The sequence below is a fragment of the Virgibacillus sp. 7505 genome (genome assembly GCF_002272135.1).
Taxonomy (GTDB): domain Bacteria; phylum Bacillota; class Bacilli; order Bacillales; family Amphibacillaceae; genus Terribacillus.
This window is the reverse complement of sequence record NZ_NPBF01000018.1, coordinates 144607-165344: the sequence shown is the minus strand read 5'-3', so window position 1 is coordinate 165344 and position 20738 is coordinate 144607. Positions and strand designations below refer to the sequence as shown.

The 20738-nt window shown below is 44.8% G+C and carries 23 protein-coding genes; 1 reads left to right on the top strand and 22 read right to left on the bottom strand.

Features of this window, described 5'->3' with window-relative positions:
- Positions 1 to 43: 43 nt before the first annotated feature.
- The 8 genes from CHH91_RS06625 to CHH91_RS06590 form a co-directional block, all read right to left on the bottom strand.
- The gene (locus CHH91_RS06625; protein ID WP_095222667.1) at positions 44 to 1297 is read right to left on the bottom strand and encodes a tetratricopeptide repeat protein; all 1254 of its coding nucleotides are present in this window, start codon (positions 1295 to 1297) and stop codon (positions 44 to 46) included.
- 120 nt (positions 1298 to 1417) lie between these two features.
- A complete protein-coding gene (gene aroA, locus CHH91_RS06620; RefSeq protein WP_095222808.1) occupies positions 1418 to 2707 on the bottom strand; it encodes a 3-phosphoshikimate 1-carboxyvinyltransferase in 1290 nt (429 codons plus the stop codon).
- Positions 2708 to 2718: 11 nt separating this feature from the next.
- The gene (locus CHH91_RS06615) at positions 2719 to 3816 is read right to left on the bottom strand and encodes a prephenate dehydrogenase (protein WP_095222666.1); all 1098 of its coding nucleotides are present in this window, start codon (positions 3814 to 3816) and stop codon (positions 2719 to 2721) included.
- 1 nt (position 3817) lies between these two features.
- Positions 3818 to 4918, bottom strand: coding sequence for a histidinol-phosphate transaminase (gene hisC / locus CHH91_RS06610; RefSeq protein ID WP_095222665.1), 1101 nt, complete (start codon positions 4916 to 4918; stop codon positions 3818 to 3820).
- On the bottom strand, positions 4915 to 5289 hold the full coding sequence (gene aroH, locus CHH91_RS06605) for a chorismate mutase (protein WP_095222664.1): 375 nt from the start codon (positions 5287 to 5289) through the stop codon (positions 4915 to 4917). The genes hisC and aroH overlap by 4 nt, the downstream gene beginning before the upstream one ends.
- A complete protein-coding gene (gene aroB / locus CHH91_RS06600; protein WP_095222663.1) occupies positions 5286 to 6365 on the bottom strand; it encodes a 3-dehydroquinate synthase in 1080 nt (359 codons plus the stop codon). Before aroB ends, aroH begins: the two co-directional genes overlap by 4 nt.
- The gene (gene aroC, locus CHH91_RS06595) at positions 6365 to 7531 is read right to left on the bottom strand and encodes a chorismate synthase (protein ID WP_095222662.1); all 1167 of its coding nucleotides are present in this window, start codon (positions 7529 to 7531) and stop codon (positions 6365 to 6367) included. Before aroC ends, aroB begins: the two co-directional genes overlap by 1 nt.
- 106 nt (positions 7532 to 7637) lie before the next feature.
- Positions 7638 to 7931, bottom strand: coding sequence for a MerR family transcriptional regulator (locus tag CHH91_RS06590; protein ID WP_095222661.1), 294 nt, complete (start codon positions 7929 to 7931; stop codon positions 7638 to 7640).
- Between the two features lie 116 nt (positions 7932 to 8047).
- Here CHH91_RS06590 and CHH91_RS06585 point away from each other — a divergent pair, with 116 nt between their 5' ends.
- Positions 8048 to 8281 (top strand): DUF2798 domain-containing protein, encoded by a 234-nt coding sequence (locus CHH91_RS06585; RefSeq protein WP_095222660.1) that lies wholly within the window; start codon positions 8048 to 8050, stop codon positions 8279 to 8281.
- Positions 8282 to 8302: 21 nt separating this feature from the next.
- Here CHH91_RS06585 and CHH91_RS06580 read toward each other — a convergent pair whose 3' ends face one another.
- From CHH91_RS06580 to cmk, 14 genes are all read right to left on the bottom strand, one after another.
- Positions 8303 to 9085 (bottom strand): CheR family methyltransferase, encoded by a 783-nt coding sequence (locus CHH91_RS06580; protein WP_286160706.1) that lies wholly within the window; start codon positions 9083 to 9085, stop codon positions 8303 to 8305.
- A gap of 107 nt (positions 9086 to 9192) precedes the next feature.
- Positions 9193 to 9642, bottom strand: coding sequence for a nucleoside-diphosphate kinase (gene ndk, locus CHH91_RS06575; RefSeq protein WP_095222659.1), 450 nt, complete (start codon positions 9640 to 9642; stop codon positions 9193 to 9195).
- 64 nt (positions 9643 to 9706) lie between these two features.
- Positions 9707 to 10678, bottom strand: a complete 972-nt coding sequence (hepT, locus tag CHH91_RS06570) for a heptaprenyl diphosphate synthase component II (protein ID WP_095222658.1) — start codon at positions 10676 to 10678, stop codon at positions 9707 to 9709.
- Positions 10679 to 10713: 35 nt separating this feature from the next.
- A complete protein-coding gene (gene menG, locus CHH91_RS06565; RefSeq protein WP_095222657.1) occupies positions 10714 to 11433 on the bottom strand; it encodes a demethylmenaquinone methyltransferase in 720 nt (239 codons plus the stop codon).
- A 2-nt stretch (positions 11434 to 11435) separates the two neighbouring features.
- Positions 11436 to 12218, bottom strand: a complete 783-nt coding sequence (locus CHH91_RS06560) for a heptaprenyl diphosphate synthase component 1 (RefSeq protein ID WP_176465703.1) — start codon at positions 12216 to 12218, stop codon at positions 11436 to 11438.
- A gap of 150 nt (positions 12219 to 12368) precedes the next feature.
- Entirely contained in the window at positions 12369 to 12641 is a 273-nt protein-coding gene (locus CHH91_RS06555) for an HU family DNA-binding protein (protein WP_095222655.1), read from the bottom strand.
- Between the two features lie 227 nt (positions 12642 to 12868).
- Positions 12869 to 14347, bottom strand: a complete 1479-nt coding sequence (spoIVA, locus tag CHH91_RS06550) for a stage IV sporulation protein A (protein ID WP_095217924.1) — start codon at positions 14345 to 14347, stop codon at positions 12869 to 12871.
- 338 nt (positions 14348 to 14685) lie between these two features.
- Entirely contained in the window at positions 14686 to 14952 is a 267-nt protein-coding gene (locus CHH91_RS06545; RefSeq protein WP_411213864.1) for a stage VI sporulation protein F, read from the bottom strand.
- Positions 14953 to 15003: 51 nt separating this feature from the next.
- Positions 15004 to 16041, bottom strand: coding sequence for an NAD(P)H-dependent glycerol-3-phosphate dehydrogenase (locus tag CHH91_RS06540; RefSeq protein ID WP_095222653.1), 1038 nt, complete (start codon positions 16039 to 16041; stop codon positions 15004 to 15006).
- 21 nt (positions 16042 to 16062) lie between these two features.
- The gene (gene der / locus CHH91_RS06535; RefSeq protein WP_095222652.1) at positions 16063 to 17373 is read right to left on the bottom strand and encodes a ribosome biogenesis GTPase Der; all 1311 of its coding nucleotides are present in this window, start codon (positions 17371 to 17373) and stop codon (positions 16063 to 16065) included.
- A 105-nt stretch (positions 17374 to 17478) separates the two neighbouring features.
- Positions 17479 to 18066 (bottom strand): YphA family membrane protein, encoded by a 588-nt coding sequence (locus CHH91_RS06530; RefSeq protein WP_095222651.1) that lies wholly within the window; start codon positions 18064 to 18066, stop codon positions 17479 to 17481.
- 109 nt (positions 18067 to 18175) lie between these two features.
- Positions 18176 to 19321 carry a 30S ribosomal protein S1 gene (rpsA, locus tag CHH91_RS06525; protein WP_095222650.1) on the bottom strand — a complete coding sequence of 382 codons (1146 nt, stop codon included), beginning with the start codon at positions 19319 to 19321 and terminating at the stop codon, positions 18176 to 18178.
- Positions 19322 to 19429: 108 nt separating this feature from the next.
- Positions 19430 to 20014, bottom strand: coding sequence for a lysophospholipid acyltransferase family protein (locus tag CHH91_RS06520; protein WP_095222649.1), 585 nt, complete (start codon positions 20012 to 20014; stop codon positions 19430 to 19432).
- Between the two features lie 12 nt (positions 20015 to 20026).
- The gene (gene cmk / locus CHH91_RS06515; RefSeq protein ID WP_095222648.1) at positions 20027 to 20704 is read right to left on the bottom strand and encodes a (d)CMP kinase; all 678 of its coding nucleotides are present in this window, start codon (positions 20702 to 20704) and stop codon (positions 20027 to 20029) included.
- Between the last annotated feature and the right edge of the window lie 34 nt (positions 20705 to 20738).

The window sequence follows — 20738 nt, the reverse complement described above, 5'->3', positions numbered from 1 at the left end:
TGTGCCCCCTCCCAGAAAGCGAAATGATTTCAATTCAATGCATTTATTGAGACAAGAGCCGGTTGATATTCTCCTCTACTTCGATATCTGATGGCTCCAGGCGAAGATACTCTTTTAGTATTTCGACAGCCTCTTGCATCCTCCCTTCTTCCAATAGGAAATATCCGTATTCTTTTAGAAAATCGCTATCATCTTTGAAGTTAGTATATGCTTCCCCATATGCCTTTAATGCCTCATCAAACATTTCAGTTTCATTATAGGCACGCGCAAGCTCCCAACGGTACGCTGCATCTTCTTCATCTGTCTCCAAGATATGCGTCAATAATTCGATGATAGCCTCGTGGTCTTCATCCAGCTTGAAATTCTCAATCAAATAGAGAATCGCTTCTTTATAACCCGGGTCGAGTGCAATTGCATGACGAATAAGGAAATAGCTGCGATCATTTTTGCCAAGCTGTCTTGCAAGACGGCCCGCAGTGAAATAGAGCTTCTGGTTATACTCATCCAATGACAAACCTTTTTCTGCCTTTTCGAATGCCTTCTCCATCAATCCCTCTTCTTCATAGGCCTTGGCAAGATACTCATAGACAGACAGATAATCCGCTTCCTCTTTAAGAAGTTTCTCCCATGTACTGATAGCAATATCGTATCTGGCTAGCTTGAAGGCCGTGAACCCAAAACTGAACAGCTGTTCCACATCATCGACATCTGTTTCCTGGTAATAAGTCAATGCTTTCTCGAATTCACCTGTAGCAGCATAAGCTTCTGCGAGGCGAAGGGCGATATCGATATCACCCATGACAGTCTGCTTTTCGTAGACTTTTTCATAATAAGTGATTGCTTTCAAGTAGGATGCAGTCGATAAAGCAAGCTCTCCTAATGCCAAATCAATGACAGGTTCAGAAGGATCGAATCGTTTTGCTGCCAACAGCTTTTGCTCAGCGACTTCAAATAAACCTTGCGCCTCATACAAATCAGCAAGCTGCATTTGAGCTGGGATAAAATAGTCCTCATCCTCCACAATCTGATCCAGCTTATCAATTGCTTCCTGGTCTTCATTCAGATCAATGAAAAGTTCAGCAAGCATCATTTTAAGCTCCATCTCATCCGGGAACATTTGCTCGAGCTGAAGCAGGACTGCTTTTGCTTCTTCATGCATACCCCACTGCATATATAATTCTGCTATCGTGAATTTCTCTTCCTCGTTGGCAGCCGGTAAATAAGCCTCTAATGTATCAACCGCTTCCTGTGGCTGATTATTCTCCATATAAGTTATTGCTTTTCTTATTTCTTCCATTTTTTTACACTTCCTTTTATTTACACGCCTCTCGGCTTATCCATCTGTCTTCAGTGTAACCTAAAGCAATAGCTTTAGAACAGCAAAAAAGTCTGATTCCCGGTTGGGAATCAGACATAATCAATCCTGCAGCGCACGTAGATCCGCAAAAAATGATGGGTAAGAGATATTGATGCTGTCCGCATCAGTTAAAACTGTCTCCCCTGTTGCAATCAAGCTGGCAATAGCAATCATCATCCCGATTCGGTGATCACCGAAAGAATCAGCAGTTGCACCTGTAAGGGATTGATTTCCAGGAATTCTCATTCCATCAGGTGTCGATTCCACTTCAGCACCAAAACTCCGCAGTGTAGCTGCAATCGCCTCGATTCGATCGGTTTCCTTGTACCGAAGTTCCTCCGCATCCTTGATGATTGTTTCTCCCTCAGCCTGCGTAGCCAGTAATGCCAGGATAGGCAGCTCATCGATAAGCCGGGGGATTATGTTTCCGCCTATCTCTGTACTTTTCAAAGGACGATATCGTATCGTGATATCTCCGATTCGCTCGCCTGCCTGAATGTCATGCTCTTTGATTTCCATATCAGCTCCCATTTGCTGCAGCACATCCAAAATGCCGGTTCGGGTATCGTTCAAACCTGTATTCGTCAGTACGATTTCACTGCCTGGAACAAGACATGCCGCAACCAGGAAGAAAGCAGCCGATGAAATATCTCCTGGAACATAGACATCTGTGCCGACGAGTTGCTGGCCGCCTTTGACCGTGACTGTCGTTCCTGTTACATCAATGCTCGCCCCGAAGCTTCTCAGCATCTGTTCGGTATGATCCCTCGTCTTGACATCTTCAGAAATCTGCGTTTCGCCATTTGCCAACAAACCAGCAAGCAGCAAAGCTGATTTCACTTGTGCACTTTTTACTGGGGTGTGGTATGTAAGAGCTGAGAGATTTTGTCCGTCAATGGCCAACGGCAAATACTTCCCTTGCTCACGCCCATTTATTTTTGCCCCCATCTGTCGCAAAGGAATCACAACACGATCCATCGGTCGTTTAGTAAGTGATGCATCCCCATATGCTGTTATATGAAATGGCAAGGCTGCAAAAACACCAAGCAATAGGCGGGCCGTTGTTCCAGAATTACCAAAGTAAATCGGAACAGTCGGTTCTGTAAAGCTGTCTTTCCCTGCGCTATCGATGATAACCGTATCCCCATCCTGTTGAATCGAGACACCAAGCGCTCGAAAAGCATCTATCGTCCGAAGACAATCCTCTCCAGTCAAGAAATGACGGACAGTAGTTTTTCCTTTGGCCAAAGCACCGAAAATGATGCTTCGGTGGGAAACCGATTTATCGCCTGGAACGGTAATAGAACCAGAAAGTCCCTTTGCTGTAGGTTTGAGTCGTACATCTGTCACTGCTTCCACCTTCAATCTTCTATCTTTACTTCATATCCGAAAACTTCCAGCACACCTTTTGCCTTCAGCTGGATTTTCTGCTCTGAAAAGCTGAGGCGAAGAACACCCGTCAGTCCTTCACGCAGCTCAAGTATTTGGATATTCACAATACTCAAACCAGCATCAGCGACAATGGTGAGAACTTTCTGCAAAGCTCCGGGCCGGTCAGTAATATCGACATACAAATCGTAATACCCTGGGATTGCACCTTTTTTCCGAGGTTCTAAACCGTCCCGATATTGCTTCGCCTCTTCCAGGTAGGTATGAATCTGCTGTCCCTGATCTTCTGCCAAAAGCTTTCGAAAAGCCTGCATTTCCTCAATCCAATCGTCAAGCAGGACCCCCATCTTCTCTTTGTTCTGAAAGAAAATGTCCTGCCACATACCGGGATTGCTCGAGGCAATCCGGGTGATATCACGGAATCCGCCTGCAGCGAGTTTAGGAAGGAAGCTATGTTTCGCTTCCCATTTCTTTGCCTGCTGTACCAGTGCAGATGCAATCAAATGAGGAAAATGAGAAACAACTCCGGTCATCTCATCATGCTCTTCTGCCGATAACGTGATAAAACTACTTTTCGTACCATCAAGCAAGTTCTCCAACCGCTTGATATCACTTTCCCTAGCCCTCTGAACAGGTGTCAAAACATATATGGCATTCTCAAACAAATGCGCTTTTGAAGCCTCTATTCCGTGTTTATGGGAACCTGCCATCGGGTGGCCGCCGACGAAGTATACTTTGTCGGACTGAAGGGACGCAGCCTGCTGGAAAATCGGACCCTTAACTGATGAAACATCGGTTACAAGCACATCTTTTTCCAGTTTCATACTATCAAGCTCCTTAAGTAGCTCGACAGACTTGGAAACTGGTGCAGCAAGTATAATGATATCTGCCTTGCGTGCTGCTTCTTGGAAAGAAGACGACGCTTCATCGATGATCTCATGCTTCAGGGCATACTCCAACGTACTTTCCCTTTGATCTACTCCGATAAGATGAACTTGCTTGTGCGTTTGGATATTACGAGCAAGCGAGCCGCCTATCAAACCAAGTCCCGCGATTACGACCGTCTCCATCTTAGCTTTCTTTCACGCTAGTCAAGAATTGATCAAGTAACACAGTGAATTCCGTCATATCCTGTTCATTACCAATTGTGATTCGGACACTGTTCGGAATACCGAGAGCGTCGCCGGAACGAATGATAAAGCCTTTGGAAAGCATATGCTGGAAGACAGTATCTCCGCTGACAGGCAGGTCGTATATCAAGACGAAGTTTGTATGTGACTCATAATATTTGATTTGGTGAGCATCACAGAATGCCAGGAAGTTATGCTTCACTTGATTATTCTTAGCGATGGAATCCTTGATGAATTCTTGATCATCAAGAGCCACAATCGCTGCCTTTTGTGCAATTGTCGTATTATTGAACGGACTTCTTACTACGTTAATCTTATGAATAACTTCCGGATGACCGATACCGTAACCTACGCGCAATGCAGCTAAACCATACGCTTTAGAGAAAGTGCGCAGTGTGATCAAATTCGGGTATTCACTCAAAGCAGCTAGTGTATCAAAATAGTCATCAGTTTCCAGAAACTCGACATAAGCCTCATCCGCTACTACCAGAACCTCTTTTGGAACTTGACGAAGGAAGTTTTCAAAGTCTGCTTTGGCAATATGGTTTCCTGTTGGATTGTTAGGTGTACACAGCCAAACGATTCCTGTTTTCTCGTCGATTGCTTCCAGCATTGCTGGAAGGTCGTGGAACCCGTTCTTTGTTTCAATTGCCCGGACTTCTGCCCCTTCAATCAAAGCATGATGCGGGTATTGCGAAAAAGAAGGATGTGCCATTACCGTGTTAAGGCCAGGCGCAAGGAATGTGCGGCAAAGCATCATAATGATTTCATCAGAGCCCGCTCCGAGAACGATTTGATCTAAGCCTACGCCAAAGCGCTCTGCCAATTTCTCTTTCAATGCTGTACCATATCCATCAGGATAGATCTCTTGTTCATCTGCGAATGACGGCAAGGCCTCTTTTACTTTAGCTGAAAAACCGTAGGGATTTTCATTGGATGCGAGTTTTACGATGCGGTCCAATCCAAATTCCTTCCGAACCTCTTCCATCGGTTTTCCTGGTTTGTAAGCTGTCAATTCATTCAAAATCTGTTTTGCTCTCATTGATGCTCCTCCTTTAAGTCGGGACGTAATTTGATTGCTTCCTCATGATAAACATGATGAATGTCCTTCTGTGCCAAGTCAGTCCGTGCTGTCAGCATCACACGAATGCATTTAGGCAGCCCGCCTTCGATTGCCAGCTCCTGCATACACATGACAGGTACATATGTCCAGTCATCGCGAAAGACGCGCAATGCTTTTGCCGGAAATGTTTTTGTCAAATCGGGAGTAGCCGAAATGAGTACTTGGACAACATCCTCCGGGTCTATCGCATTCTCCGAGACTATTTCATCCAGCATAGCTGCAGTTGCTTCGATAATTTGTTTCTCATCATTCTCAGCTACAGTTGTTGCTCCTCTAAAACCTCGTATCATGCTCTGCTCATCCTCTCAAGGAATGATCTAACAGCGTCATGAAGCGTATCATGATCGATTCTTTCAGTCACCGGTTCCCCGATTTCACGAAGCAGCACCATGTGTACTTCTTTGTTCTCCGATTTTTTATCCATTTGCATTCTCTTAACGAGTCTTTCGGGAGAAAGATCAGGCAATTGCAACGGATAATCGTTTCGTTCCATCCAGCTGCGGAATTCCTCTAAACGCAAATCAGCTCCGAATCGTTTCTCACTCAACTCCAAAGCAAAAAGCATACCAATTGCGACAGCTTCTCCGTGAGTGAATGTGCCGTAGCCTGCTTCAGCTTCAATTGCATGACCGAGTGTATGACCGAGATTCAAAAACTTGCGAAGGTCATTTTCTTTTTCATCCGCCTCAACGATCTTCGTTTTCACACGTATTCCATAAGACAAATCCTGAATAAGCAGTTCCTGATTTTCTTTGTCTAGTTTTTCACGTTCCAGCAGCTGGCTGAGAAAGGCAGCGTTTCCGATATAAGCTTCCTTGATTAGCTCAGCATAGCCGCTTCGCACTTCTTTTTCTGGTAGTGTGGTAATAGTGTCTACATCGTAGACGACAGCAACTGGAGGATAGAAGCTTCCAATAAGATTTTTCCCAGTTTCATGGTTGATCGCAACCTTACCTCCGACACTCGAATCATGGGCAAGGATTGTTGTCGGCAGCTGAACGAAGTCGATTCCTCGCATATATGTACTTGCCACAAACCCGGCTAAGTCACCAATAACTCCTCCGCCCAAGGCTAGGACCAGGGCCTTTCGGTCAAGCTCAGCCTCGAACATACTATCCAATATGTCAAAATATACATCCTTACTTTTAGCCGCTTCCCCTGGCTCGATGATTTTCTTTGTTATCTTAGCATCTGGCAAGAGCGAAGATACATAATCATCCAGATAATGAGGTGCGATACTAGTATCGGTGACAACAAATACATTTTGATAGGACTTAGGCAGGAACTCAGACAATTTATGCCTGATTCCCGCACCTACAGAAACTTTGTAACTTGACTGACTTGCCTTTACCGTTATCTGTTCCATCAGAACACCCGGATTTCTTCCCGGTAGTTTTTGATCGCTTCCTGAAGCTTTGGAAACTGATCATTCGGGAACTGTTCCAAAATCGCCTTTGCTATCTCGAATGCCACTACATGCTCCATTACTAGAGCTGCAGCCGGAACGGCACAGCTATCGGAACGTTCTATACTGGCATTGAACGGCTCCTTAGTCTCTATATCCACGCTCTGCAGCGGTTTATAAAGAGTCGGGATTGGTTTCATGACACCTTTGACAACGAGTGGCATACCAGTTGTCATGCCGCCCTCCAATCCGCCAAGACGATTCGTTTTGCGGTAATAGCCATTTTCTTTATCCCATGCAATTTCGTCATGTACTTGACTTCCTGGAAGTCTTGCTGCTTCAAAGCCGATTCCGAATTCCACACCTTTGAATGCATTGATGCTCGCGACAGCTCCTGCAATACGTCCATCAAGTTTACGGTCATAGTGCACGTAAGATCCAATACCTGCTGGCAGTCCTTCTACAAAGACCTCCACGACACCGCCGATAGAATCTCCGTCTTTCTTTGCTTGATCAATCGCATTTACCATTTGTTCAGAAGCCTGTGGATCAAGGCAGCGTACAGATGATGCTTTTGAAATACTATCTCTTTCTTCATATGTATAATCTGGGAATTCAACTGCTTTAATGCCCGCAATCTCTTTTGTATAGCCAACAATATTTATATCCAATTCCGCAAGAAGCTTTTTAGCTACTGCACCAGCTGCCACCCGTGCTGCTGTTTCACGAGCCGATGAACGCTCCAATACATTTCGCATGTCGCGATGGCCGTATTTCAAGGCACCGTTTAAATCCGCGTGTCCGGGTCTTGGACGTGAGACGATTCGACGCACAGCTTGCGGATCTTCCACTGGGTCCTCACCCATTACATCAACCCAGTGCTTAAAATCATCATTATGTATGACAAGTGCGATAGGAGATCCCAGTGTATATCCATGACGGACACCACCTACAATGTCGACCAAATCTTTTTCAATCTGCATTCGCTTGCCCCGGCCATGACCTTTCTGCCTCTCAAGCAAGGATGCGTTGATATCATCGGTAGTCAACGGTAAATAGGAAGGAACACCTTCTACAATTGTTGTAAGCTGTTTACCATGTGATTCACCTGCAGTTAAGTAGCGCATGTATATTCCTCCGTTGTCTCTGTTCTTTGTAATTTTATTTACTATAACATAACTTGTTTCTTAAGTGGGAACAATTCTGACAATATTTTCGAGCAGTAACTTATCGTTATTTTCGGCTGCTCTCCTCGAATACGTGACGCAATGTGCCGAGACGGGCTTCCGCTTTTTTAGAGGCAGCTTCCACGGTATAACCGTCTTCCAACAATTCCTTCATAAGGACAATTTTCTTGATCATGTAATAATCGAACCGCCTTGTCGTATTCGTCTTTTCCTCTACACTATCGATATAACCTTTATCTTCCCAGTATCTAAGCTTTCGAATCGGAATATCAGTGATTTTAGCTGCGTCTCCAATAGTTACCGCCATCTGCCGCAGCAGTTTATAATCAATTTCATCCATTCAAAATTTTGCCCCCTCCATGCAGCTTTAGCATCATTATACGTCATTTAATCCATTTGACAACTTTTGAAGATAATATATAATTATTGGAGATTAGTTACAAAAGGAGTACGAACATGATTGTCAATTCAAAAATTCATCGCGTTCTTTGCAGCGCTGTCACTGCTGCCATAATGACCGCCATTATTTCTTTTACATTAACAGCAGTGAATTCAGGATTACAAGCTTTCCAATTATCAAACTGGCTGCGTGCTTGGATCATTGCTTTTACTTTAGTATTCGCCATCTCTTTCTTTCTTCCGGCATTCGTCAATCGACATGTGTCGAAGATAATACGGATTAAAGAATAAGAAAACAGACTAGGAATTCTCCTAGTCTGTTTTTTGTTTTTGATAGAAAAATGTGTCGACTGCACCCAAGCCATAGATGCCGGGATTGAATATTTGTTCTGTACTGCCGACAAAGAGATAACTATCAGATGCCAAGGATTTACTGAATTTATGATATATATCTGCCTTCGCTTCTTCTGTGAAGTAAATTAGTACATTCCGGCAAATGATTAAATCGTAATTCGTATCATAAGCATCGGCCAGCAGATTATGCTGCTTGAATTGAATATGCTGCTTTAATTCGTCTTTTATTTGGAATACGGATCCGTCTTGATTGAAATAAGCGGATTTGATTGCTGCAGGCATTTCTTTCAATGCCCTTTCATTATACTTTCCGAGCTTAGCCGTATCCAGCACACGCTGATCTAAGTCGGTTGCATGGATGGTGTACGAAGTTCCCTTAGCGTAACGATCAAGAAGGATTGCTAATGTATATGGTTCTTCACCGGTAGAGCAAGCGGCACTCCATATTTTCAGCGGCTTCTTTTTCTTGAGCAGTTCGGGTAGTATCCGTCGCTCCAACACTTCCCAGCGCTGATAGTTTCGGTAGAATTCAGAGACATTAATGGTCATGCGATCAAGGAACTCATCCATCAAAGCAGCGTCATCCTTGATTGCCTGAGAATATGCCTTAAAATCTTTAAAGCCTCTCTTTTCACGAAGCGTCGTCAAACGCCTCAGCATCTGCGCTTCTTTATATTGTGATAAATCGATACCCGTATGTGCTTTGATTTGCTGTACAAAGTAATCATAATCAGTTGCCACGTCATGTTCCCCTGTCTATATGTATCTAGTTCTATTTTACTGTATATAGACGATTGTTGGTAGATGTAAATAAAAAAAATGCAGGCATGTACGCCTGCATTTTTCATTTATTCATATAGCCATTTCGCTGTTGCTTGTTCATATGAAACCAGTTCATCGGCTTTAAACATATTTGCGATTTCCCGTTCAGCACTTTCTGGGCTGTCAGAACCATGGATAAGGTTACGGCTCATCTCGACTGCATAATCGCCTCTGATAGTCCCTGGTGCTGCAACTGTTGGTTTAGTCGCCCCAATCATGCTTCTCGTAAGTGCGACAGCATCTTTGCCTTCCCAAACCATTGCAAATACCGGACCGGATGTAATATAGCTGATCAAAGAACCGAAGAAGGGTTTGCTTTCATGTTCTATGTAATGCGTCTTTGCTTGCTCTTCTGTTACAACCATTATCTTACCTGCCAGAAGCTTCAAGCCCTTCTTTTCAAATCTTGTTACGATTTCCCCAATCAATCCGCGTTGTACGCCATCCGGCTTAACCATCAAAAATGTTTTTTCCATACTAAATACAGCTCCCTTTTCTGAACTTTACTGTCATCATACCAGTTATGTAAGCGTTTTACAATCAGGAGCTGCGCTTACCTATATGTCTAGCAATTTGTTTCAGTGTATTACGATCTCTTGTTGGCGGCAATTTATCCAATTCCTGATATGCTTTCTGTAAGTAGCGGTCACTGATTTCCAACGATCGCTTGATGCTGTCTGAAGCTTTTATGTGCTGGATAAATGGCTGCAAAGTTTCCCGATCCAAGGTTTCCGGATTGCGAAAGGCCTGTGTAAGCCGTTCTTTGAAGAAACGATCTTCGCATGCAAGCAAAGCAGGAAGTGTCATATTCCCCTGAAGTAAATCACCGCCAGCCGGCTTGCCCAAATCAGCTTCAGATGCCGTGAAATCGAGCACATCATCGATGATCTGATAACTCATCCCCACAAAATAACCGTACCGATACAATGCACGCTCATGCTGAAGTGACGCTCCGGATGCAATTGCACCAAGCCGTGCACTGGCTGCAATAAGTATCGCTGTCTTACGGCGTATGCGCCGGAGGTAATCTTTCAAGTGCTGCTCAATCCGGTATTTATCCCGAATCTGCTCCACTTCACCGATACAAAGCTCGACAATCGTGTGCGCAAGAATCTGGTGCGCCCTTGGCTCTTCCAGCTTAGAAAGGTACTCCAGGGATCGAGCGAAGATATAATCACCCGCATACATGGCCACCTTATTGTCCCATTTCGCCTTTACGGTCGGTTTCCCACGTCGGAGTTCCGCATCGTCAATGACATCATCGTGGACAAGCGAAGCCATATGAATCAATTCGAGTGCGACGGCCACGGTTTGGATCCGAGGCAGTTCATACGTTCCGAACTTACCGCTCAGCAAAACGAAAACCGGTCGGATCCGCTTGCCTCCGGCTCGGAGAAGCTGTACCGACGCATCCTCCAGGACAGGATGCTCAGCGCGAATCGTGTTTGTCATCGCATCCTCGATTCTGTCCAAGTCCTTTTTTAAATATGAGTAGATCATCGGTAATTTCATTCACGTCACCTTCATCCGTCCAGACATTTTGCCAGTCAGTTCCTTACCGCCGGCTTTTCTCCCATATGCATAGCTGCTACGCCGCCTGTATATGTCTTAATCTTCACATTCGTCAGTCCAGCTTGCTGGAATAGCCCGCGAAGTTCCTTCTTGCCTGGGAAATCCTTTGCAGATTCCTGCAGCCAGCTGTACTCATCATAACTTTTCGCCAGAAGCTTACCTAATACTGGCATGATTCGTTTGAAATAAAAATAATATACTTGTTTGAAACCGAACATCGTCGGCTGTGATGTTTCCAGGCAAACTACTTTGCCACCAGGTTTGACCACCCGATACATCTCCTTCAATACTTGGAGATAATCAGGGACATTACGCAGGCCGAAGCCGATGGTCACGAAATCAAAAGAATTATCCTCAAACGGCAGCTCCATTGCATTTCCCCATGTGAACGATAGCTGATCGATTGATTTTTCCGTGTTTTTCTTTTCTGCTACTGAAAGCATATTCTTGCTGAAGTCAAGACCTGTCACTTGCCCTTTCGGACCGACAGCCTTAGCAAGCGAAAAGGACCAGTCACCAGTTCCACAGCAAACATCCAATGCTGTATCTCCTGGCTGTACCTGCATTTTCTTCATCACACTCCGTCTCCAAGCACGGTGACGCCTGAAGGAAATGACAGAGTTCATAAAATCATAGCGGTCATATATCTTTTCGAAAACGTGGTGTACACGCTGTTCTTTCGTTTCTTGTGCCATAATTACCCTTCTTCCAGAAATAACTCTTCCTGCCGATTCCCCTGAAGCAGCAGCTTACGGGATAACTTTGCAAAGACCGGCGGCAGTATATCCAGTCTAGCTTGAAGCCGATCTTTAGCAGCTTCTATCTCCTGATGTATCGCTTCCATCACAGTCAGTCCGCTCTTTTCCGTTTCTAGAATTGCAGCAAGCTTTGAAAGCAAGGACGTCTGTTTCTTTTCCCTGGCCTCCTGCTGTAGTCTGCTAATCAGGAAATAGTCATTCAGCGGCTCAAGTATTGCTGTTCCCATATAACGGGAAGCTGCAGTTCGGAACAAGCTGCTTTCCAGCCGTCCTAGCTTTGTAAAGAACGCTTCCGTTGCAGTCGTATCATAATGCAATGACATTTTCTGTTCGTTGATTTCTTTAATGCTGCTTGCCAGCAGCGCCACCATATCAATTTCTTCCAGACCGGCAAGAATCTGATAATACAGCGCACTATAATAATTACCAGCCAATACAGTCAGCTGTCGGTTTTTCCGTTCATCAGCTGTCTCGTCAGATTTAGTGGTTATGATCACTTTATCATGTGTGTCCAGCGCCATCTGGATTAGCATGATTGTGATCACGTAGTCTGTCTGCTGCTTATCGGGCAGGTTCGTTTGACCAAATAGCGTCTGCAGTATCAGCAGCTTATTTTCGTCCAAGAATGGCGCTTCCGTATTCTTGTCCAGATAAGTCTGCTGCATGCGCTTCTCTATTTTATTTCGTAATGTGTGTAGCTCTTCCATGGATGCATAGGACAAAACAATCACCTGCGCCCTTTTTCGTATTTCAAACTGTATAAAAAGTATTATAGCATAGCAAGTCCTATTTCGTCTTGTCTGCAAGCTTGTCAAATAAAAATGAGGGACACCTGATGTATTCAGGCATCCCTCATCACAGCCCATATGTAATTACTTCACGTTATCCTTAAGGGCCTTGCCGGCTTTGAACGCTGGCACTTTGCTCGCTGGGATTTCGATTTCTTTCCCAGTCTGCGGGTTACGGCCTTTACGTGCAGCACGCTCGCGTACTTCGAAGTTACCGAAACCGATCAATTGTACTTTGTCACCTTGTTTAAGAGAATCCATGATTGAATCGAAAACTGCGTCAACAGCTTTCGTAGCATCCTTTTTAGAAAGATCGCTTTTCTCAGCAACAGTATTGATAAGATCTGTTTTGTTCATCATTACACCTCCCTGACATTACCTTGAACAGTAAAGACAATAGCATTTGCTATCATTTGTTCACTATAAAGATAGGTTTTATACCTATCAATACCGCTCACGGAGCGATATCAACGCTTATAATATACGACTTAGCGTCATAATTCAACACAAAACGCCAGAAAACCTTAAATTTATCGCATTTCAGCATATTTTTTGACAAAAAAATAAAGCGGCTCATTTGCCGCTCATAGAATGATCGCTATCAATCCGCCCGATCCTTCGTTAATGATTCTTTCCAATGTTTCTTTCAATTTATATCTGGCATTTTCCGGCATCAAGCTGATTTTGCCTTGAATTCCTTCTCTTACAATGCTATTGAGGGAACGGCCGAAGATGTCTGAATCCCAGATGGAAAGCGGGTCTTCCTCGAAGTCCTGCATCAAGTACCGAACCAGCTCTTCGCTCTGCTTCTCTGTTCCGATAATCGGTGCAAATTCGGAATGGACATCTACTTTGATCATATGGATACTCGGTGCAACAGCCTTCAGCCGAACTCCGAAGCGAGAGCCTTGACGGATGATTTCAGGTTCATCCAAAGCCATATCCTGAAGACTAGGTGCCGCGATTCCATAGCCTGTCTGTTTTACCATATGCAGCGCATCGGATACTTGATCATACTCACGTTTCGCATGGGAGAAATCCTGCATCAGCTGCAGCAGGTGATCTTTTCCGCGAATTTCTTCCCCGACAATTTCCTTCAGCACTTGATCGTACAAAGCATCCGGAGCATGTAAATCTATTTCTGCTACTCCTTCGCCCAGTTCCATTCCAGCAAGATTTGCTCTTTCAATATAATCATATTCATCAAAGTACCCCACAACACGATCAACATCACGAAGCCGTTTGATATCCTTGACTGTTTCCTGGATGGCTACTTGATAATTGGAACGAAGCCAGTGGTCTTCTTTCAGCACCATCACCCAGCTCGGCAAATTGACGTTCACTTCCAGGACCGGGAATTCATACAGCGACTCCCGAAGCACATTATATACATCATGTTCCGTCATGCTTTCTACACTCATTGCGAGTACCGGGATATCATATTTTTCACTCAATTCCTGACGGAGCAGCTCGGTGTTTTGGTTATGCGGAGTTACCGAATTGATCACCATGATGAACGGCTTGCCAACTTCCTTCAGCTCAGATACGACTCGCTCTTCCGGCTCCACATAGTCAGTTCGCGGAATTTCGCCGATCGAACCGTCTGTCGTCACAACGACACCAATGGTGCTATGCTCCTGAATCACTTTGCGGGTTCCGATCTCGGCAGCATCATGGAATGGGATAGGCTCCTCATACCATGGCGTGTTTATCATGCGCGGCCCATTTTCATCTTCAAACCCTTTTGCACCTGCCACTGTATATCCTACACAATCGACGACCCGGACACTTACTTCCAGACCTTCGTCCACTTGAAGGGAGACAGCGTTGTTCGGAACGAATTTCGGTTCTGTCGTCATGATCGTCCGACCAGCTGCGCTTTGCGGCAGTTCATCTTGGGCTCGGGCCCGCTCTGCTTCGTCCTCCATGTTAGGCAGGACAACCAATTCCATGAACTTCTTGATAAATGTCGATTTCCCTGTTCGGACAGCCCCTACCACCCCAAGGTAGATATCGCCGTTTGTCCGTTTCGAGATATCTTTAAAAATATCTACTCTTTCCAAAAGATCCCCTCCCGATCTACTTTCGATGCATGGACAGTCTTAGCTACATACACTAGCAGTTTATGATGTTGTCCTATCCAAATATGCTAGAAATAATGGATTCCTTGCCTGCTGGCATCAAAGGGCGGTTTTGCAGGAAAGGACGAACAGCATATTGCCCTCTGCGGATAATCTATGCGCTGCAGTCGGGGATCATACCAATAAAAAAAGAAGAAGCAGACGCTTCTTCTTGAAATAGACTAAATTATACCCAAGGCAACCTAGAAAAATATGCTGGTGCGAGTTAGTTTATGCGTAAAGGGCAAGGAATGGTAAGTTGTTCTGCCCAATTGCCGCTGTTAGTTTTTGAATAATTTGCTTAGCGTGTTCATATCAGTCGGCATATTGTTACCGATGATGGCTTTGACGATTTTATCTTCTTTCGCCTGTGTAAGCGGCTTGCCTGCCATTGCAGCCAATTGCTTCACTAAACCACGCACTGTTGCTTCGTCTTGGAAATTCGCACTTTTAACAGAGTTGGCTACCTTGTAGATATCATCAGCCTTCACATTCGATTTTTTCTGAATCTGGTCAATCAAGTTCTTTTGAAAGTCTGCCACGTTCATTCCTCCTTGCAGATTAGCTACGAAACAGTATATGCAAGGAGAGAAAAAATGTTAGCGGGCATTCAATACATCTTGAAGATCATCCATTTCATGTTTTGGCAAACGTGTCATAAGCTGATCAACAATGTCCTTGGCTTTTGCACCATGGAAGAGGACTTGATTGATACCCTGGGTGATTGGCATATCGACACCAGCCTTGTCAGCAAGCTCAGCCACAGCTTCGGTCGTTCGGACACCTTCTACAGCCATACCCATTTGGGCGAGCGCTTCATCCAATGTCATACCTTTACCGAGCATATTACCAGTGCGCCAGTTACGGCTATGGACACTCGTACAAGTCACAATGAGATCTCCCATGCCGGATAAGCCAATGAATGTGAGAGGATTTGCTCCAAGCTTTGTTCCAAGGCGGGCAATTTCTGCGAGACCCCTTGTGATCAATGCTGCTTTCGCGTTATCCCCATAACCCAGGCCATCGGAAATACCTGCTCCAAGGGCAATGATATTCTTCAAGGAACCGCCAAGTTCCACGCCGACCATGTCCGTGATGGTGTAAACGCGGAAGTATTCATTCATGAACAGCTCTTGGACCTTCTTCGCTTCTTCCATTTCGACAGAAGAGGCACTCAGCGTCGTCGGCTGTCTTTTCGCTACTTCCTCTGCGTGGCTTGGACCAGACAAGACAACGACTGGACGATGTGTGACATGCTCCAGTTCTTCTTCGATCATCTGGGAGACGCGTTTACTAGTTTTTGGTTCAATTCCCTTCGTAGCATGCGCAATAACGGCTTCGGCAGGAATGTGTCCCGCAAGCTTCGCAGCCACTTCGCGCGTTGCTTTTGCAGGTACGACGAGGATCACAGCAGCTGCATCATGTACAGCCTCTTCTATATCTGCATAAGCAGTAATAGCCTCAGGAAGTGTCACTCCAGGCAGGTATTTCTCATTCTGGCGCTTCTCGTTGATTTCAGCAACCTGATCCGGATTATGAGACCAAAGTCTCACATCATGTCCATTGTCCGCCAAAACCATGGCAAGGGCGGTTCCCCAACTGCCGGCACCGAGTACTGCTGCTATCTGTTGTGTCATAAAAATCCTCCTCGTCCCTGTTTATGATCTTCTTCTAGGGAAAATCTTTATTGGTGTACCAGTGAATCCGAATGCTTCTCTGATTCTATTCTCAAGGAATCGAACATAAGAGAAGTGCATCAGTTCCGGATCATTGACGAATACAGCAAACGCTGGCGGCTTGACTGCCACTTGCGTAGCATAAAGCACTTTCAGACGCTGGCCTTTGTATGTCGGAGCTGGATTCATTGCCAAGGCATCCATGATAACATCGTTCAAAACATTTGTCTGAATACGTTTCGCATGATTTTCACTTGCTGTCAGAATTGCAGGCAATAGTGTATGGATCCGTTTTTTCGTTTTAGCAGACAAGAAGACGATTGGTGCATAATCCAAGTAAAGGAAATGCGCGCGAATTTCGTCTGTGAATTCCTTCATCTTCTTCTCATCGGATTCAACAGTATCCCACTTATTGACGACGATAACGATTGCTTTACCAGCATCATGCGCATATCCGGCAATTTTCTTATCTTGTTCGATGATGCCCTCTTCTGCATTAATAAGCACGAGGACGACATCGGATCGCTCAATCGCTTTCAATGCACGAAGGATACTGTATCGTTCAGTTGTCTCATATACTTTTCCGCGTTTACGCATACCTGCGGTGTCGATGATGACAAAGTCTTGTCCTTCTCTTGTGAAGGATGAATCGACTGCATCACGCGTCGTTCCTGCAACGTCACTTACAATTACACGTTCTTGATTAAGCAGTGCGTTCACTAGGGACGATTTTCCGACATTCGGTCTGCCGATCAAGCTGAAATGAATCGTTTCTTCATCTTCCTGCATCTCGGCACGCTCAGGGAAATGCTGGACAGTTGCGTCAAGCAAATCACCCAGCCCTAAACCATGTGTACCAGAGATTGGGAATGGTTCGCCAAAGCCAAGGCTGTAAAACTCATAAATCTGATCTCGCATTTCAGGGTTGTCCACTTTATTGACAGCCAGTACAACAGGCTTATTGGAACGGAATAGAATCTTCGCTACTTCTTCATCCGCGCCCGTGATACCCTCGCGCCCGTTCACCATGAAAATGATGACATCCGCTTCTGCAATGGCAAGTTCTGCCTGCTCACGGATTTCCACTAGAAATGGTGCATCTCCGATTTCGATACCGCCGGTGTCAATTATGTTAAACGGCTGGTTCAGCCATTCAGCTTCCGTATAGATTCTGTCACGTGTCACACCAGGTGTATCTTCCACAATGGAGATCCTTTCCCCGGCCAGACGGTTGAATATTGTTGATTTTCCTACGTTTGGTCTGCCTACAATGGCAACTACTGATTTCCTCATGAAAGGAACATCCTTTCCTACTTTCCTTTATGTGCTGGTTCTTCTGTTGCAACCTAACTGTTTTATTCTAGCAAAAGCGCCATAGGGAAACAATATTTTTCGACATCATGTTCGTCCGGGAGTCCATTTCGACTTATTTCGCAGATACTTTCTGAGCATACCAAGCAGTTTTGCTGAGATTATTAACAGCAGGATCGTTCCCAGTACATCCATTGCTTTAAAGCTGCCAGCATCTTGCTGCAGACCATAAATATCCAATAGTAACAGATAAATGACTTCCCCGATAGCAAAGCCCAAGCAGCTAATGCCAAGCTGTAAATGGAAATTCCGAGTCAGATAGATAACAAGGGCAAATAATGTCAATGAAAACAAAAGGATACGCGGAATAAGCAGTGCGACGGGATTTGTCAGTTCCCAAAGCAGCATTCCCGCATAAGCAATTCCTAAACATATGCTCCCAAATGTCCCCCTTCCAACTCGCTTACTGGAAAAAATGAATAGGTAGCCAATGACAGCAAGCAGAAAAACGGTAGCAAAAATTCGATGTCCAGCAAAATTAACGGAAAAACCTGATAATGATATGGTAAGCAATATAGCGAATGCAAAAAGTGTCCGAGCCAATGAATGACGCATGAAAAAGGTTACCAAGATCCAGCTGATCCATGTAGCCCAATAAAAGTAAAACCCGTCCATTTTTCACTCCTCCTTGTATCAGCATTATGACAAGTGAGGAGAAAAACTATACACGGATCACAAAAAAAGACCAAGGCTGTCCTTTTGAGACAGCCTTGGTCTTTTAAGATTATTGCTTGTACTTATTCAATTTGTCACCGAGAATATCTCCAAGCTGGAAGCCGGAATGCTCTTCTTCTTTTTCGTATTCCTTGATGACTGCATCGTTTTCATCTTGTTCTAATTCCTTGATGCTCAAGCTCATGCGTTTTTCGCTTTCGTTGACATCAAGAACTTTCACTTGCACTGTTTGACCTGGCTCAAGCACTTCCTGCGGCGTACCGATATGACGGTTAGCAATTTGGGAAATGTGGACAAGGCCCTCAACACCAGGGAATACTTCAACAAATGCACCGAAGCTTACCAAGCGCTTCACTTCGCCTTCCAGTACATCCCCTGCTTGTGCTCGATCACTGATGTTCTCCCAAGGTCCTGGGAGTGTCTCTTTCAGGGATAGGCTGATGCGCTCGTTTTCTTTGTCGACACCAAGCACTTTGACTTTGATTTCTTGACCTTCTGTCACGACATCAGATGCCTTTTCCACATGCTCATGAGAAAGCTGGGAAATGTGTACGAGACCGTCAATTCCGCCGCCAATGCTGACGAAGACACCAAAGTCAGTCAAACGCTGTACTGTACCGTCAATTACCTGGCCAGCTTCTAGGCTGTCAAGCACTTCCTGTTTCTTGGAAGCTTCCTCTTCCTCGGCTACCGCACGGTGAGAAAGGATGACACGGTTCTGTTCGCGGTCAAGCTCGACCACTTTCAGCGTAAGCGGTTTTCCTTTGTACCCTTCAAACTCTTCCACAAAATATGTTTCCACGAGGGAAGCAGGGATGAATCCGCGAAGGCCGACATCTACAACAAGACCGCCTTTGACGACTTCCTTGACTTCAGCTTCGAAGACTTCTCCGGATTCGAATTTCGCTTCCAGGTCATCCCATGCAAGCTCAGCAGTTACTGCACGCTTGGATAAAACGACTTCTTCGTCATCTACTTTTTTCACTTTAAGTGTCAACTCTTCACCTTCACTCACTGCATCAGCAGCACGCTCAACATGAAGACTGGATAATTCGCTGATTGGCAGGATACCTTCCACTTTGTAGCCAATGTCTACCAAAGCTTGTTTATCTTCCACTTTCACCACTTTACCGGTTACAGTATCGCCTACAGACAATTCCTTGAAATCCGTAGCTTGCTCATTCATTTCATCCATCAAAGAGACCTCCTTCAGTTTACGAGACAAAACATTAGTAAAAAAACATAGAAATGTCCTTTTTTCTAACTTCTAACATTTGAAGATATTTGTCAAGTGATAGGGCATCTATCCGACATGCTTATTCATTAGAAGTTGTATTTCATCCATGATCACCTGTGATACTTCTTTAGCCGGCGCTTTACGCTCTCTCAGCTCTTCCATATCAATTGGCGGTCCATAGATTACTTTCAATGCTTTTACCCCTTTATAGGAGCCAATAATCGCACAAGGTACAACTTTCGCTTCCGAGCGCATGGCAAAGAAACCTATTCCAGGAAGGGGCTCCCCGAGCTTACCGTCCTTACTTCTAGTTCCTTCTGGGAACAAACCCATCGTCTTGCCTTCGGCTAATATGTCCAATCCTACACGAAGTGCTCCTCGATCCTGCATGCCCCGCTTCACTGGAAAAACATTTAGGTTCTTCATGAGCCAGCCAAGCGGCTTAGGCTTGAAAAGCTCACTTTTTCCCATGAAGGCGATGTCACGCGGACAGGTAATACCTAGTATTGGCGGATCGAAATTGGAGATATGATTGGAACAGACCAGAACAGGTCCTTCTTTAGGAACATGTTCCTTGCCATATACTTTTATACGGAACATTGGGTAAAATGCAGCACTAAGGATCATTTTACCTATGGTATATAATGACATAATCCCTACTCCTTATCTTCCGAGAGCCTCGTGTACGGCTTTAAGGATTTTTTCTACAACACCATCGATCGATAGTGCAGTTGTATCGATTTCAACAGCGTCTTCGGCTTTGACTAATGGAGATGCTTCCCTTTCAGAATCGAGCTTGTCACGAAGACGAATTTCCTCTTTCAGCTGTTCCAGATCTGCCTCGAATCCTTTGGCGATATTTTCTTTGTAACGGCGCTCTGCACGTTCCTCTACAGAAGCTATCATGAAAATCTTCACTTCAGCATCCGGAAGCACTCGAGTCCCAATATCACGGCCATCCATGACAATACCATTATCGGCTGCAAGTTTCTGCTGTCGTCTCACCATTTCTTCGCGTACAAGCGGATGCTTAGCGACAATGGAAACATTATTTGTCACTTCATTGGTGCGGATTGCTTCGGTTACATCTTTACTATTTACAAGTACTTTTTGACCGTCTTCATGCTGCATCAACACAATGTCAATTCCTTGAAGCAAGGATAGTAAGGCTTCCTCTGATTCCAAGTCAGCTCCAGCCTCAAGTGCAGTCAGTGTAAGTGCTCGGTACATTGCACCAGTATCCACATATACAAATTGCAATTTCTTAGCGACTAATTTGGATACCGTACTTTTGCCTGCAGCTGCAGGTCCATCAATTGCGATAGCGATAGTTTTCGTCATTCAATTCAATCCTTTTTCTCATCATAATCGGAAA